We start from the raw sequence: 15,908 nt of genomic DNA, 5'->3' as shown, positions 1-15,908 counted from the left end.
AAGACACAGAAGCTTATGAATAAGGGTAATGAAGTGCTTTCTTAAAAGATAAAAGAAACTAGACAAAAAACGATAATAATCGGATTTATTATCACTTGTTTAATCGACAATATATAAAATTTAAACAGTATTTCTATATCCGTTAAATTTAATTTTTGTAAATTAAATAAATATTATCGATACGATTAAATACATTAATCAATCGTGAATTAAATAGTGTTGATATTATTTAAGTATTTGATTTTATTATTTATGTTTTGTCATGGTTATTTTAAATGACACGGATTAAATGCAATGATAGAAAATCAAATTTCTATGTTTATATAACGCATCACACTATTGACCTATAATACTACAAATTAAAATTTTCTACGGATAATATGCTCTTCAGATATTAATAATAAAGAAGACTTATACATGGAACTCAATACTCTGATCGTAGGAATTTATTTCCTTTTCCTTATCGCAATAGGTTGGATGTTTAGAACGTTCACCAGTACAACCAGTGATTATTTCCGCGGGGGCGGTAACATGCTTTGGTGGATGGTTGGCGCGACTGCGTTTATGACTCAGTTCAGTGCTTGGACCTTCACTGGCGCAGCAGGTAAAGCGTATGCCGATGGTATGGCTGTCGCGGTTATTTTCTTAGCGAACGCCTTTGGTTACCTGATGAACTACCTGTACTTCGCTCCGAAATTCCGTCAACTGCGTGTAGTCACGCCAATTGACGCAATTCGTATGCGCTTTGGTAGCTTCAACGAGCAAGTGTTTACTTGGTCTGGCATGCCGAACAGTATTGTTTCTGCGGGTATTTGGCTAAATGGCTTAGCGATTATCGCATCGGGCATCTTTGGCTTCGATATGACGACAACCATCGTTCTAACTGGTCTTGTTGTACTTGTGATGTCGGTGACAGGCGGTTCATGGGCGGTTATCGCGTCTGACTTCATGCAGATGGTTATCATCATGGCGGTAACGGTAACGTGTGCTGCGGTGGCAATCGTGCAGGGTGGCGGCGTTACTGAAATCATCAACGACTTCCCAGTAGCTGAAGGCGCGTCATTTGTTTCTGGTAACAATCTGAACTACGTAAGCATCTTCGGAATTTGGGCATTCTTCATCTTCTTCAAGCAGTTCAGTATTACCAACAACATGTTGAACTCTTACCGTTACCTAGCGGCAAAAGACTCAAAGAACGCGAAGAAAGCGGCTCTGTTAGCATGTATTCTGATGACCATCGGTCCAATCATTTGGTTCATGCCACCTTGGTTTGTCGCTGGACAAGGCATTGACCTTGCGGCGCATTACCCAGATGCAGGTTCTAAAGCGGGCGACTTCGCTTACTTATACTTCGTAGAGCAATACATGCCAGCAGGTATGGTGGGGCTTCTAATTGCAGCGATGTTTGCGGCAACCATGTCTTCAATGGACTCAGGTTTAAACCGTAACTCAGGTATCTTTGTTATCAACTTCTACCAACCGATTCTTCGTCCAAACGCGACAGAGAAAGAGTTGATGGTTGTGTCTAAGTTGATGTCTTCGGTCTTTGGCATCGCTATCATCCTTATCGCACTGTTTATCAACTCGCTGAAAGGTTTGAGCTTGTTCGACACCATGATGTACGTTGGTGCATTAATTGGTTTCCCAATGACGATTCCAGCATTCTGTGGTTTTTTCATTAAGAAGACTCCGGACTGGGCAGGTTGGGGCACGTTAGTGGTTGGCGCGATTGTGTCTTACATCGTAGGCTTCGTGATTACCGCTGAAATGCTACAAAACTGGTTCAACCTAGAGCCGCTAACAGGCCGTGAATGGTCTGACTTGAAAGTTGCAGTAGGCCTGATTGCGCACTTAACGTTTACAGGCGGCTTCTTCATTCTGTCGACAATGTTCTACAAACCACTAGAAGCGTCTCGTCAGAAAGATGTTGATACCTTCTTCAACAACCTTGCGACGCCATTGGTTTCTGAATCAACCGCGCAGAAGAAACTGGATAACAAACAACGCCACATGTTGGGTTCACTGATTGCAGTGTCTGGTGTGGCAGTAATGGCGATGTTTGCTCTACCGAACCCATTCTGGGGAAGAATGATGTTCGTACTGTGTGGCGGTATCGTGTTTATCGTTGGTCTGATGCTGGTGAAAGCTGTGGATGACTCGGTGGAAGATGCGAAAGAGGACGACTTGAAAATTTAACTCCCCCTCAATAAAACTCGACAAAAGAGAACGATAATTCAAATGGCTGAGCATTACTGCTCAGCCGTTTTTTTCTACATACTCCATAATTCTGTCTGCTGCTGTTTCTTCTTGTTTTGCTTTGTGTATCCATCTTTCTGTTTTATGCCTTTCTTATGCTTTTTTCTAGGTGCTGTAATAAAGTAAATTAATTATTTTGAACGATTGTTCAAAATAATACTTGAACAACTGTTCACGATTGAATATATTACTTCCACACCAACGGAGACCAACCAGTAAACGCCTCCGTTTTTGAACTCAATTATTTAAGAATCGACAGGATATTTATCATGACTAACTTCATCAAACATTCAGTAGAAAGCGCACCAGAGCAAAGCAAAAGTATTCTAGAAGGTGCCAAAAAGCAGATGGGCGTGGTTCCTGGTTTGTATAGTGTTATGGCTGAATCACCAAATACTTTGAAAGCGTACACTCAATTACACCAACAATTTAATGACTCGTCTTTTGATGCTGAAGAGCTCACCGTGGTATGGCAAACCATTAACGTTGAACACGAGTGTACGTACTGTGTTCCAGCTCATACGGGTATCGCACATTCAATGAAAGTGGACCCAGCATTAACGGAAGCGCTACGTAACCAAGAGGCTATGCCAACTGAAAAGCTACAAGCACTGCATGACTTTACGTTAAGCATGGTTCGTAATCGCGGCAATGTGGCAGACAGTGAAATGGAAGCATTTTTTGCAGCAGGGTACGGTCAGCAACAAGTATTAGAAGTGATTCTTGGCCTGTCGCAAAAAGTGATCAGTAACTATGTAAACCACGTAGCGAAAACACCAGTAGATAAAGTATTTGAACAGTTTGCGTGGAGCAAATAAGTCCCTTGATAGAGTGATTTACTCTTTCAAAAAGTAGCTTAGGCTCATTAGATTGACGCTTGAAACTCCCTGACTAATTAAATTTAGGCAGGGAGTTTTTGTTTTGTGGAAGACAGTCCAACCAAAAATTCTCATTTTTTGAAATATCTCTTGATCTCAAGTTAACTTGAAGTTTTATGATGCTGACATTGGTATGGTTCACAAGCGAACTGATCACTTATCGAAAATTTCTTGAGGGATACAATGAATAACAGTGACTTTGATAGCTACCTAACAAGAGTAGGGCTGACTTCAAAACCGGCATTAACCGTGGAAGGGTTGAAGGCTTTACATCATGCTCAGCATAGAAAAATCCCATTCGAAAATTTTGATATAGCTTTAGGACAAAGTATTTCACTGAGTGATGAAGATCTCATCAATAAACTGATTCATAAAGAGCGTGGTGGTTATTGTTTTGAACTCAATGGTCTTCTTTTGAAAGCTTTGAAAGCGACTGGCTTTGACACGAGAGCATTATTGGGAAGAGTACATTTAGCTGGTGAACCAACCGGAAGAAGCCATCAAGTCAGTTTAGTTAATCTGGAAGACCAGTTGTGGATTGTGGATGCGGGCTTTGGTTCTCACACGCCTCGCTCCCCTTTGCCTTTAGTCACTGACAAAGAGCTTTCAACCGACATTCAAACGTTTCGTTTTATTGAAACTGAGCAATTTGGATACATGTTGCAAGTGAAACTGCCTGACGATAATGATGGTTTTATTTGGCAAAGTTTATACAGCCTTGATATGACTTATGTCTGCGAAGCAGATAAATCATACGGTAATTTTTATGTGTCTAATAACCCTCAATCATTGTTTGTGACTTCACGCATTGCGGCGTTTCCTATTGAAAATGGCATTGTGACTCTTTTTAATCACACCTTGAAAAAGGTAGTAAATGGCGTCACGGAAGAAACAGTGTTAGAAGAAGATGAGTCTTACCTAGAAGTACTCAAGACTCAATTTGGTATTAAACTTGAAGCTTCATTTTCAGATCTAAAGCCGTTAGCAACTGACTAATTATTTGATGTCTAAATGTCTAAATTTTGATGTTTAAGTTTCTAACCTGACTAACAAAAACGGGTATGTCGTAATCGGACATACCTGTTGTCGTATAAGCCAATCGCCACAATCTTATTGAAGACGTAACATCCTCACAGCTCATTCTTTCCTATTGTGTTTAGGTTTTTCCTCTGAGGTTTTATGTTACGTTTTCTTTTTTGCAGCTTTTCGTTAGTGCTGCTTTATCCAACCGCAATTGATTTATATCTCGTGGGTTTACCGCAAATAGCGGCTGACTTACACGCCTCTGAAGCTCACCTTCATATCGCCTTTTCTATTTATCTCGCAGGTATGGCTGCCACTATGTTGTTTGCTGGGAAATTAGCAGACACGATTGGCAGAAAGCCAGTAGCCATTGTAGGCGCAGTCATATTTTCTATCGCCTCTTTTACTGGGGGAAATGCAGAGAACGTCGAGTTTTTTTTGATTGCTCGATTTGTGCAAGGAATTGGGGCTGGCTCTTGTTATGTTGTGGCTTTTGCGATTCTGCGGGATGTATTAGACGATAAAAAACGCGCGAAAGTCTTGTCGATGTTAAATGGTATTACTTGTATTGTCCCCGTTCTTGCGCCTGTTCTTGGTCATTTGATCATGACGCAATACCCATGGCAGAGCTTGTTTGTCACTATGACTGGAATGGGCGTAGTGGTGACGGCGCTATCTCTGTTTGTTTTAAAAGAGACCTTATCAAAAAAGAGTCCTTCAACAAATATTTCTTTGGCTAAGGGGATGCCGCACCAAAGCAGTTCGAAAGATAACGTGAATTATGATCTGCCAGCCGATGATGCTTGGAAAGTTGAATCCTTCAAAACCTCTTTCTTTGTTAGCCGCGTGGTCATGACATCTTTGGCTGTGACCGCAATTTTGACCTACGTGAACGTCTCTCCCATGTTATTGATGAACGAAGTAGGTTTAGATCGAGCTGGCTATTCCGCCGTTATGGCTGGCACGGCGTTCGTCAGTATGCTGGTGTCTTTTTCTGCACCATTTGCACTGTCTATTTTTAAGCAACGCACTCTAATGGTGGCGGCTCAATTATTACTGATAAGTGCGGCAAGTCTAGTGACTATATCCTTTAGTTACCAACTTGGTCACGCCGTCACCTTCATCGGTTTTGGGCTCGTATCTGCTGGTTTCTCTTTAGGTTTTGGCGTCACAATGAGTCAAGCATTGAGCCCTTATTCGAAGCGAGCAGGTTTTGCGAGTTCTATTTTGGGCGTTGCACAAGTGTGCACTTCGGCATTCTATATCTGGTTTATGGGTGTGATCGGAGTGAGCGCTTTGGGAATGCTAGCGTTTATTCTTGCTGGTGGTGGCGTTATTAGCTTGGCTTTAATACTATGGATACGTCCATCTCGCACTCAAAATGACTATGAAGAAATCACTCGCACGTCTTGATTTGAATTTACTGTTCACTTTGCAATTGTTGCTGCAAGAGCAAAGTGTTTCTAAAACGGCAAAGAAGCTGAATGTCACCCCCTCAACGGTCAGTAAATCACTCACTAAATTGCGAGATTGGTTTGAAGACCCGCTATTTGTCAAAACGCCTCAAGGGTTAACTCCAACCCCTTTGGCAATGAGTATGGCGCATGATCTACAAGATTGGTTGCAAATCGGCAGCCAAATCTTGACAAAAAGAGGGGATGAAACGCCTAGTGACATTTCCTTGAACTTGGAAGTTGAGTCGCCTCTTTTCTTGATTATGTTGAATGATCTACTGAAAGAAACCTATCAAAGATACCCCAATGCAAAAGTTAAAACGCGCAGTTGGGATTATGACTCGATTGATGCTTTAGTGCGTGGAGAATCAGATATTGGTTTTTCAGGAAGAGAAACACACCCAAGATCGAAAGAGTCGCTGAATGCACTGCCTTACTTTATTGATTTTGAAGTGCTATTTCATGACATGCCCGTCGTTTATCTTCGAAAAAATCACCCCGCTTTACAGCAAGAATGGAATCTAGACACGTTTTTAAGCTACCCGCATATCAACATTGTGTGGGAGAAAAGTGAGACGTGGGCGTTAGATGAAGTGCTGATTGATCTTGAGCGGAAGAGAAACATTGCATTGACGATGGCGAGCTTTGAACAGTCACTGTTTATGACCGCGCAACCTAACCATCATATGATGACCACTGCTCCCCAATATTGTTTGAAATATACCGAGCAATTGCACCCAGATTTGGTGTGTATGCCCATTCCTCTTAGTGATGAACACAAAGAGAAATTACTGATTCCTTTTACTTTGCTATGGCACAAAAGAAACGCTTATAACCCAGTGATTATTTGGCTAAAAGAGACCATTAAATCTTTATATCAATGTTAGCTTTAGCGGATAGTATCAATGTAAAAGTTCATTAAATTTAGGCATTCTTCAGATGTAAAAATGGCGGTTATTTAATGTTCTCAACTAAAAAGAGCACTAAATAACCGCCATTTTTTATTGCTGCTCGATATTTTACGATTCTAATGAAGGCTCATTAAAATCGTAAAATGGGTCGATTAAGCACTTTTGTCCATCAAGCAAGCATAAGCCGTTGTGAACGGTGCTTCTTGGTATTGCTTAAGACCTGTTTCTTTAAACTTCATCATTAATGGATGACGTTTAAGATTTTCTTTAATTTTAGTTGGAGCAACTACCGTGACATCAAGACCGTCAATCAGTTGAATCGCTGCTTCAAGTTTGAAACCAAAACCACCGCCAGCAAATTTGCCTTTAGTTTGACGTTGGCGAATAACAACCTTGTCTACTTGGTAATCTTCCATAAGTTTTGCAAAAGAAAATTGAAAGTCTTTCATTTTCTGTGTGTCGTTTGCATCACCAATAGAAACCTTCGAAACTCGGCAGTCTGGAATGTTAAATACACCGTCAGAAAGCGAAAGGAGACAGATGATTGCATCATTGCCTTTAATTTCAACACCACAAATTTTCATGCTTTTACCTACTTATTTTTGAGCCGTACATTATGAGGCTATTTAAGTGAGTTCACCAGTTTTACTGCATTAGCTTAACTGATACTGACTATAATTAAATCAATTGATTGAAAATTGCACACCTATTGAAATGTTGAGAGAAATGTACCCCCAAAGGTTTTTACTGCTAGGCTTATATTGCGGTCTCTGATTTGAGTGTTACATCTCAAATACCTAGCTATAAATACGCCTTGTACGGTATATTATTGCAACTAATTTCCTATCCCTAACTTATGTGGTTGTAGAGCCTTTATGAATATCAACAATATTTCCATTAAGAGTAAAATCGCGATCCCTCTGGTCGTTATTGTTGTTCTGTTTTTTATGGTGACAGTACTTAACGTTGTTAAGTCTAATGAACAGGCAGCAATAAACCACGAACTGAATAATGTGGTGCAACCCGTACTTGAAAATATCGAAGATGGCTATCGTGATATTTACCAAGTGATTGCCGCGGCTCAAGGTTTATTACTGGCTCAAGATGATGCGGCGATTGCTTATCAACAGCATGAATTCAAAGACAATGCTTATAAAATTGTTCCGAGATTTGAAAGCATCCAACAATTGTATGATGCTGATGTTCTCAATTCTTCTTCGCGTGGAGAGCTAACAAGGCTTGTAAAATCAATGCGTAATTGGGTCGTTTTACATGAGCCAATGTTCAATAACCCGCAAAACGTACATGCGTACAATACTGAGAAGTCACAAGCGATTGATAAAGAATTTACTACCATTCGTGAGCAATTGATTTCAATTCGTAGCCTGATTGAAGAGAAGCAGATTGCTTTGCGCCAACAAGCGGATGATTCTATTCAATCTAGCAAGCTGACGTTAGAAATAGGTATCGGTGTGGCGTTCTTTGCGGCAGTGTTCGCGATGTGGTCGTCCAATCGTTTCATTATCAAACCTATTCAAAATGTTGAAAAAGCGATGAATGAAATTGCTTCCGGAGATGGGGATTTATCTCAACGAATGACGGTGGATGGGACTGATGAAATTGCCCGATTAAGCGGCGCGTTTAATGAGTTTGTGAGTAAGATTCATATCACAGTTGAGCAAGTCATTTTTGCCTCTAATGCGGTGCGTGCTGAGATGGAAAACATCAAATCATTAACGCAAAGCGTAGCGGAATTCTCTGCCAATCAACAGCAAGAAAGTGAAGTGGTTGCGGCGGCTGTCCATGAAATGCAGGTGACCAGTGAAACGGTAAGTCACAATGCTAATGATGCAGCAACGGCTAGTAATAGTGCCAATAGTGAAGTGGAATCTGCCAATAACACTCTTGGGTCAACAGTGACTTCAATTGAGCAATTGGCGACAGATATTGACCGAGCAAGCAGTGTTGTGCATGAATTGGATAGCGATGTGAAGAATATTGCCTCCATTTTGGGTGTGATCAAAGGCATTGCTGAACAAACGAACTTGCTGGCGTTGAATGCTGCCATTGAAGCTGCACGTGCAGGGGAACAAGGGCGAGGCTTTGCCGTGGTAGCTGATGAAGTTCGAGCTTTAGCGAGCAAAACGCAAGAAAGCACGGGTGAAATCGAGTCTATGATTGAGCGCTTAGAAGCTGGAGCCAAGCAAGCCGTCGGTGTGATGAATGAAAGTAAGCAGAGCAGTGAAAAAACCATAGAGAAAGCGGAAACTGCGGCTTCTTCTCTAAGTGAGATTCGAAGCTCTATTGGCTTAATGAATGATATGAACACACAAATTGCAACTGCCGCTTCTCAGCAATCTAATGTATCTGAAGACGTGAACCAAAATGTACAGAGAATTACGGAAAGCACAATGCATATGGTTGAAATGGCAAGCAGTGCTGAAAACGCATGTATGGCATTAGCGGAGCAATGTGAGTCACTGGATTCACTCGTATCTCAGTTTGAAGTCTAGTTTTTAAAAGCTAAAAGCTAAAAGCTAAAAACGGATAGCTTAAAAGTTTAGTTCTTGAAATTTGGATGCCAGTATTGTGTATCTGAATTTTGAAACTAAGCTTTTTTTGGTTTTGGTTTTGGTTTTGGTTTTGGTTTTGGTTTTGGTTTTGGTTTAGCGATTTTTATCTGTGACATGTTGACTGACAAGGCTCGCGAACTTTTCTATACCGATGCGCCACTCTTTTGTATCTTCAAAGTTTGCCACGCTCATTCGAACGCAATTTTTATACTGCTCTTTTGTGCCGAATACGGTACCCGGAAGAATGATGATTTTTTGCTCTTGGCATTCACGATAAAGAACGGAGCTATCGACCTCAAAAGGCAAAGTTAACCAAACGAGATACGAGCCTTGAGGGCGAGTTAAATTAAAACGGTTTTCTAAGTTCGAAAATTGGTTTAATGATTGCACCAAATAATGGGCAAAACGCTTTTGGTTGTGCTGATACACGCGGCGCATTTTGGTTAAATGGCTGCGATACTTTCCTGTAGTCAAAAACTCGCCGACGGCTGACTGCATTAAATTTAAGCTTCCCATACTTTCACAAATCAAATGTTTCTCAATTTGCTTTTGATAGCGCTCTGAAATGATCCAGCCGATTCTGAGCCTTGAATCTAGGGTTTTAGATAGGGAGCTGACATAAATGACTCTACCTGTTTTATCCAGCGCCTTTAAAGCGGGAAGTCCGCTGTCTGCGCTTAATCCACCAAACACATCATCTTCAATAATAGGGATATCTTCACTGTAGCTGAGCAATTTTTTCCTATGCTCTAGAGGCATTCTTGCGCCTGAAGGGTTCGTGAAGTTAGGCGTGACAATAATGGCTTTCACAGGCCACTTTTGTATCGATTTTTTAAGCTCTTCTACATCAATTCCGTAATGGTCATTACTGGGTATTTCTAATACTTGTAAGCCTAACGATTCAAGCAATAATAAACTTCCGAAATAGCAGGGAGACTCAATCGCCACTATGTCTCCGGGCTGAGTCAGTGCTCGCAACGCAAGGCTGATACCTTGCTGTGCTCCATGAGTAATCGCCAAGTCACTTTTAGCGGCATTAATTCCCATACTTTGACTGATTCGCAGTAGCTGTTGAATCAGTAAATCGTTGCCTGGAGGCAGTTGGTAATGGCTTGGGATTTGGCTTTGCATTCGGCTATGCCTGCCGACTTCAGCGTATAAACTTTTAATGGCATTCGAATTGGTGTTGGGATGGGCAGATCCAGTTGGCAGAATAGGCTTTCCCTCAGGATAGCTGAGTACCGACTTAGAGAGAGACAGTAAATCAACCTTGCTCGGTTCGACAGGAATGGCTGGTTGCTGAGTCAAATTTGGTTTCACTCGATACCCAGATTTAGCAACCGAATAAATGATCCCAACGGCTTCAAGTTCTTGGTAGGCTCGGATGACGGTGTTTTTGCTTACGTTGAGCTGCTGACTTAAAAGCCTGATCGATGGGAGCTTATCTTCAGGCATGAAAACCCCTTTCTCTATAGAAAGTAATAAATGATTTTCAACTTGATGGTACTTACTCTTCGAATTCATGCCTTTCCTATTTTTACGTGTCTACTCATTTCCTAACATGCCATAACCATTGTCATTGCAATCACCGTATCTAAAACCATAGCTAAAACCATAGCTAAAACCAAAACGCTTATTACACTGCAGAAGTTATTTGCAACGTATCGTGTGAATTACTTTACCGCGCCTCTCAATTTAATTCTCAAATCTGTACCCAAAAAATTGATTAAATCTGTATCTTTTAAGTTTCTTGTACCCAATTAAAGTAGCTGCATATTCCATCAACGACCTGAGGCCTGATTATGTTGTTAAAATTGATTCCATTTGTATTTGTTTGGCTTTGGGCGTCAGGATTTATTGGAGCAAGGTTAGGTCTGGAATACGCAGAGCCAGCGACTTTGCTATCGATTCGTATGGTAGGAAATGTCATGCTTTTTGCTGCACTAGTCTGGCTATTGAAGCGAAGCATACCTAAAGGGAAAGCCTTCATTCACGCCTTTATCGTGGGCGTGCTTATACATGGCTTCTATCTTGGAGGGAGCTATCTAGCGATTGGTTCTGGTATGCCTGCGGGGCTCAGTTCTTTGTTAGTGGGTTTACAGCCAATCATCACGGCGCTTGTGATGGTGGGCTTTTCACAGCAGAAGTTCAGGCTTTCTCAGTGGCTAGGGTTAGGGCTAGGGTTCTTGGGTATATGCTTGGTCTTGATTGGTGATATTGAGTGGCAAAATGAAGATCATCGCTTATTCGCTTTTGGCACCTGTATGCTCGCGTTATTTGGCATTACGTTTGGCACGCTTTACCAAAAACGATTTTGCCAAGGGACGGATATCGTGGGATCGGCAATGGTTCAATATCTTGCGGCAGGGATGTTATTTGCACCAGTAGCGATGCAGTTTGAAGCGGGGCAAGTGGACTGGAGTATTGAATTTATATTGACGTTGTTATGGCTAGTGGTGGTGTTGTCTTGTTTTGCTGTATTGCTCCTTTTGTATATGGTTGAGCACGGGGCTGCATCTTCAGTTGCCTCTGTTTTTTATCTTGTACCACCGGTTACCGCCATACAAGCTTGGCTAATGTTTGGTGAGTCTTTTGATGCGCTAGGTGGGGTTGGCTTTGCGCTGGCAGCACTGGCTGTATACTTGGTCACTCGAACACCTAAAATATCAATTAGAGATCAAGACCCTGAGTCTGACCTGTCTCTTGCTAAGTAATCGTCGAGACTTGAGACTTGAGACTTAGGCAAAGAATGGAGAATGAAAAACGGCGCGCGTGACTCCTTTTTATAACTCAAATACACTGTATGACAGGTTCTAAAAATCATATAGGCAGTACAGATGGCAAATTGGGAAGGGGTCAGTGAGTTTGTTGCAGTGGCAGAACGTGAAAGCTTTACTGGCGCTGCGCAAAAGCTTGCCACATCGGTTGCGCAAATAAGCAGGCGTGTCGCCAACCTTGAGGAACGTTTGGCTGTTAAGCTTTTAAACCGAACCACGAGAAAAGTATCCCTGACAGAAGCGGGGCAACTGTACTTTCAGCAATGTAAACAGTTAGTGGAAGGTCTAGAAATTGCTGAGCTTGCTGTCACCCAAATGCAATCAACGCCGAAAGGTTTATTGAAAGTGACTGCGCCAGTGACTTATGGCGAACGAGAACTTGCCCCAATTTTACACCGATTCTTAAAGCTGTATCCGCAGGTTGAATTGGAATTGATGTTGACTAATCAAAAGCTGGATCTGATTGATTCTGGCGTTGATGTCGCGATTCGCTTAGGTCGCTTGGAAGACTCTAGCCTGATTGCTAAGAAACTCTCTCAAAGGCAGCTTTTCATTTGTGCTAGCCCTGAATACATTGAGCGATATGGCGAGCCTCATACTTTGTCTGAGCTTGCCAATCACCAGTGTTTACTGGGAAGCTTCGAGCATTGGCGCTTTAAAGAAAACAAGCAGTCTCGAAGCGTTCGAGTGAATGGTCGCATTAAATGTAATAGCGGATTAGCTTTGTTAGATGCTGCCAAGCAGAGCGTCGGTTTAGTTCAACTCCCGGATTATTATGTGAGTGAAGAGCTGGAATCTGGTCAGTTGGTTGAGGTTCTTTCTGATTTTCGAGACGACAAAGAAGGGATCTGGGCGCTTTATCCGCAAAATAGAAATTTATCCCCTAAAGTTCGCCTGCTGGTGGATTATCTATCAGAGCAGTTATCTCTCCGAACTTCTTAGTTACCTTTGAATCTTTTAGCTATTTCTGAACATTTAGTGATCATTCTTAGTTTATATTCGATATTTAAACGCTCTGCTTCTCTCTTTTAAATACAACGAAACATGCTTACTGGGCTTGGCGAGAGAGTAGAGGCTTTGCTAGAATGCGGCGCTTTCCTGCACGCTCTTGTGCTGAAGCTTCGCGAAGTGAGATGAACGATGAAAAAAAGCCATGTAACCGTAGGGCTAACCAACCCTAAAAGCCCAACCAACGTGGGTGCGGTAATGCGCGCGGCTGGCTGCTACCAAGTTGATGAAGTTAAATACACGGGTCAGCGTTATGCTAAAGCCGCTAAGTTTCATACTGATACGAAGAGCGCGGCACGAACGATTCCTCTTACTTTTGCTGAGTCATTTCTTGATGACTTAGACGCCGATACCCAGATCGTATGCGTAGAATTAGCGGAAGGCGCGGTGCCTCTGCCTCGTTTTAAGCATCCTGAGAAAGCCATTTATATATTTGGTCCTGAAGATGGGTCAATCACTCAAGATGTTGCAGACCGTGCTGACCATGTGGTTTACGTTCCTACTGTGGGTTGCATGAACCTTGCTGCCACGGTGAATGTGTTGCTTTATGACCGCTTGGCAAAATCAGAAGATATGGATGAGACTGATGAGCTTATTCGTAGTAGCCGTGATAATCGTAATCACTTGCTTGTGAAGTCGTAATCGAGCTGTTTATTTTATTCATTAAAAAGCCCCAAACGAGTGTATCGTCTGGGGCTTTTTTCTGCTTACTTATTTATTTAAGCAGTGATTATTCCGCACACTTTGAAGCCATAATTTGTAATGGTTTACCTGAGTCATCGAACTGCAAGCTCCATACATACTTACCACCATTGCGGATCGTAATTGCTGTATCTTGACCATAGCCACCTTTGGTTAGTGGATTCATTTGCCCCAACTTAAGGTTTAGACCATCTGCCGTAAATTGTGGAGACCACGATTTAGATGCATATTGCATGCGATAGCTACCTGGTTTTTCAGTAGTGACAACTTGATAGGTGTTATCGCCCTTATATTTTAATCCGCGTTTTGACACATGTTTCCAACCAGAATCTGCGAAGTTACCTACGACATAAAGCTGACTAGTGATGGGACCTGTACCTTCAACGGTTGGGTTATCACATTGAGCCATGAACCCACTTCCCACTTCACCACCAGTTGCGATAACCACTCCAATTGGCGCTTTGCCGCTCGGTTTAGTGACTTCTAAGAATCGAGCTTCAAAAGGTTCAAGGGCAATGGCATATTCCCCATTATTAGCAGCAAGCGCTTGGTTAGACTGAAGGTCGTTCAAGTCATCTAAAGAAGCCGATTTTTCTTGCGATAGCGCGATGGTTTGAGCTTGATCTGTCACATTCACCGCGTAAACAATGGCTTTGTCTTCAAAGGCTTTATGGTCAACATACGCGACGTCACTGGCAATAAGGTTGGTACGTTTGCCTTGGGATAAGGCTGGGTGGGTTTTTCTCAGCTCCATCAAATCAGTAACGTATTGTTTTAGATCTTGCTCATTAGCGTTTAGCTGAGCCGTAATGTTTTCAATTTTTGCGCTGGTACGGGCAACGTGATCATCACATAAGCCGTCAACCGCGCAGTCATCAGTCCAAACCTTACTTGCAAATCCTTCTAACTGATCACCAATTTCATCACCGTAATAGGTTGTGATCGGACCGGTATAAGCCGCTTGGAAAGAGAAAGCCGCTTTGTAACGTTGCCAGTATTCTTTATCTTGTGGAGACGCAATTTCGCCACGTTGCATTAAGTCACCAAAACGCACTAAGTCATGGTTACCTATCATTAGGTTGGGTTTAGCATGGTCTGGATACAATGAATGTAAAGACATCCCTTCTGCTAACCATTCTCCATCTTTTCCGCCAACCCCTGCTTCATTTACAGCAAAAGTTTCTGTTAGGCGATAGCGCATAGGGAAATCGAATGCAGAGCACAACGCAGGTGCTTCATTGCTTCCGTAGCCTGTCTCTATAATGCGGTTTTCACCGGCCCAAATTTCCGCGACCATGTAGCCTAATGGGTTAACCGTTTCACCTTTGTTATTAACGTATTCAACTTGAGATGAAGCCGTATCCACGGTTTCACGAATCTGGGTCCATGCATCTTTTGGAACTTGGTAAGCTTGGTCTAAACGCCAACCATCAATTTTTAATTCTTTAATCCAATATTCCGCCACTTCTTGATAGAAAGCTAAGCTCTCTGGGTAAGAAACTGGGTTATCTTCGCCGTGAGGTAGCTTACCTGTTGGGGAAGGAACCACGTTTTTCTTATGGTGACCAAATACGCCATCAAAGAATACATACAAGCCACGCGCATGCGCTTCTTCCACTAATTTCTTCGCGTCTTCTAACGTGCCAAATCTAGGGTCGATATTGAAAAAATCAGTAGCAAAGTACCCAGTGGCATCTAATCGGTCTGCCCAGTGATCTTGCCCTGCAATTGGCTCTGAATTGAATATAGGAGTCAGCCAAATGCCGTTCATGCCTAATGATTCAATGTAATCTAGTGAATCAATAATGCCTTGAATGTCACCATTATGATGGCTGGTGCCGTAACCCGTACCATGACCAATCGAGTTATCGCCATCCACGAAACTTTCTACCATTACTTGATAGATTCTAAGATCATTAACAGCAGTATTATTGTCAGCTTGGCATTGGTACGCCGCAACGGTGGGTGCTTGAACAGATTCAGGTGAAGACTGACAACCCGCTAGTAGGATCGCTGAAATTGCCAGAGCAGTATTGGATAAAGAAAGTTTCACGTTATGGTCCTTATTATTGTGATTCGATCTTATTATTCATCATCCCTATGTTCTATCAATCCTCCATAGAAATTAGGGCTCGGGAGTAGAGGATAGGCTGAGAGATCTTAGTCACGATATGTTCTTACTTTCTTATACAAAGCTTGATTGAGTACAAACTTTCACCACTAATCGTGCAATATCTCTCTGAAAATAAATGAAATAAAAATTTATAGTCATTGATACTAATAAAGGTTCTGTCGGTGGCGTCACTTTCTGCTATCGCAAAAACAG

At 42.0% G+C, this 15,908-nt stretch carries 12 protein-coding genes; 9 read left to right on the top strand and 3 right to left on the bottom strand.

What is annotated here, in order from left to right; genetic code table 11:
* Positions 1-417: 417 nt before the first annotated feature.
* From F0226_RS16240 to yidZ, 5 genes are all read left to right on the top strand, one after another.
* Positions 418-2,196 (top strand): transporter, encoded by a 1,779-nt coding sequence (locus F0226_RS16240; protein WP_171736618.1) that lies wholly within the window; start codon positions 418-420, stop codon positions 2,194-2,196.
* Positions 2,197-2,525: 329 nt separating this feature from the next.
* Complete coding sequence (locus tag F0226_RS16235) at positions 2,526-3,074, top strand: carboxymuconolactone decarboxylase family protein (protein WP_171736617.1); 549 nt, start codon at positions 2,526-2,528, stop codon at positions 3,072-3,074.
* 243 nt (positions 3,075-3,317) lie between these two features.
* On the top strand, positions 3,318-4,130 hold the full coding sequence (locus F0226_RS16230; protein ID WP_171736616.1) for an arylamine N-acetyltransferase: 813 nt from the start codon (positions 3,318-3,320) through the stop codon (positions 4,128-4,130).
* Positions 4,131-4,313: 183 nt separating this feature from the next.
* Entirely contained in the window at positions 4,314-5,570 is a 1,257-nt protein-coding gene (locus F0226_RS16225; protein WP_171736615.1) for an MFS transporter, read from the top strand.
* Positions 5,545-6,498 carry an HTH-type transcriptional regulator YidZ gene (yidZ, locus tag F0226_RS16220; RefSeq protein ID WP_171736635.1) on the top strand — a complete coding sequence of 318 codons (954 nt, stop codon included), beginning with the start codon at positions 5,545-5,547 and terminating at the stop codon, positions 6,496-6,498. Before F0226_RS16225 ends, yidZ begins: the two co-directional genes overlap by 26 nt.
* Before the next feature lie 176 nt (positions 6,499-6,674).
* Here the strand turns inward: yidZ and F0226_RS16215 are convergent, their stop codons facing one another.
* A complete protein-coding gene (locus F0226_RS16215; RefSeq protein ID WP_171736614.1) occupies positions 6,675-7,106 on the bottom strand; it encodes a DUF3010 family protein in 432 nt (143 codons plus the stop codon).
* Positions 7,107-7,397: 291 nt separating this feature from the next.
* On the opposite strand from F0226_RS16215, the gene F0226_RS16210 reads away from it, so the two are divergent.
* Positions 7,398-9,035 carry a methyl-accepting chemotaxis protein gene (locus F0226_RS16210; protein ID WP_171736613.1) on the top strand — a complete coding sequence of 546 codons (1,638 nt, stop codon included), beginning with the start codon at positions 7,398-7,400 and terminating at the stop codon, positions 9,033-9,035.
* A gap of 153 nt (positions 9,036-9,188) precedes the next feature.
* Here F0226_RS16210 and F0226_RS16205 read toward each other — a convergent pair whose 3' ends face one another.
* Positions 9,189-10,619, bottom strand: a complete 1,431-nt coding sequence (locus tag F0226_RS16205; protein ID WP_171736612.1) for a PLP-dependent aminotransferase family protein — start codon at positions 10,617-10,619, stop codon at positions 9,189-9,191.
* 278 nt (positions 10,620-10,897) lie between these two features.
* On the opposite strand from F0226_RS16205, the gene F0226_RS16200 reads away from it, so the two are divergent.
* The 3 genes from F0226_RS16200 (at position 10,898) to F0226_RS16190 (ending at position 13,522) form a co-directional block, all read left to right on the top strand.
* A complete protein-coding gene (locus tag F0226_RS16200; protein ID WP_171736611.1) occupies positions 10,898-11,809 on the top strand; it encodes a DMT family transporter in 912 nt (303 codons plus the stop codon).
* 123 nt (positions 11,810-11,932) lie between these two features.
* Positions 11,933-12,814 carry a LysR family transcriptional regulator gene (locus F0226_RS16195; RefSeq protein WP_171736610.1) on the top strand — a complete coding sequence of 294 codons (882 nt, stop codon included), beginning with the start codon at positions 11,933-11,935 and terminating at the stop codon, positions 12,812-12,814.
* A 198-nt stretch (positions 12,815-13,012) separates the two neighbouring features.
* Positions 13,013-13,522 (top strand): RNA methyltransferase, encoded by a 510-nt coding sequence (locus F0226_RS16190; protein ID WP_171736609.1) that lies wholly within the window; start codon positions 13,013-13,015, stop codon positions 13,520-13,522.
* A gap of 88 nt (positions 13,523-13,610) precedes the next feature.
* Here the strand turns inward: F0226_RS16190 and F0226_RS16185 are convergent, their stop codons facing one another.
* Positions 13,611-15,671, bottom strand: a complete 2,061-nt coding sequence (locus F0226_RS16185; RefSeq protein WP_171736634.1) for an alpha-amylase family glycosyl hydrolase — start codon at positions 15,669-15,671, stop codon at positions 13,611-13,613.
* Positions 15,672-15,908: the final 237 nt, after the last annotated feature.

Origin of the sequence: Vibrio sp. 99-70-13A1, from assembly GCF_013114625.1 — a bacterium.
GTDB lineage: Bacteria > Pseudomonadota > Gammaproteobacteria > Enterobacterales > Vibrionaceae > Vibrio.
Note: the sequence above shows the minus strand (reverse complement) of the source record. Positions and strands in the feature narration are given on the sequence as shown.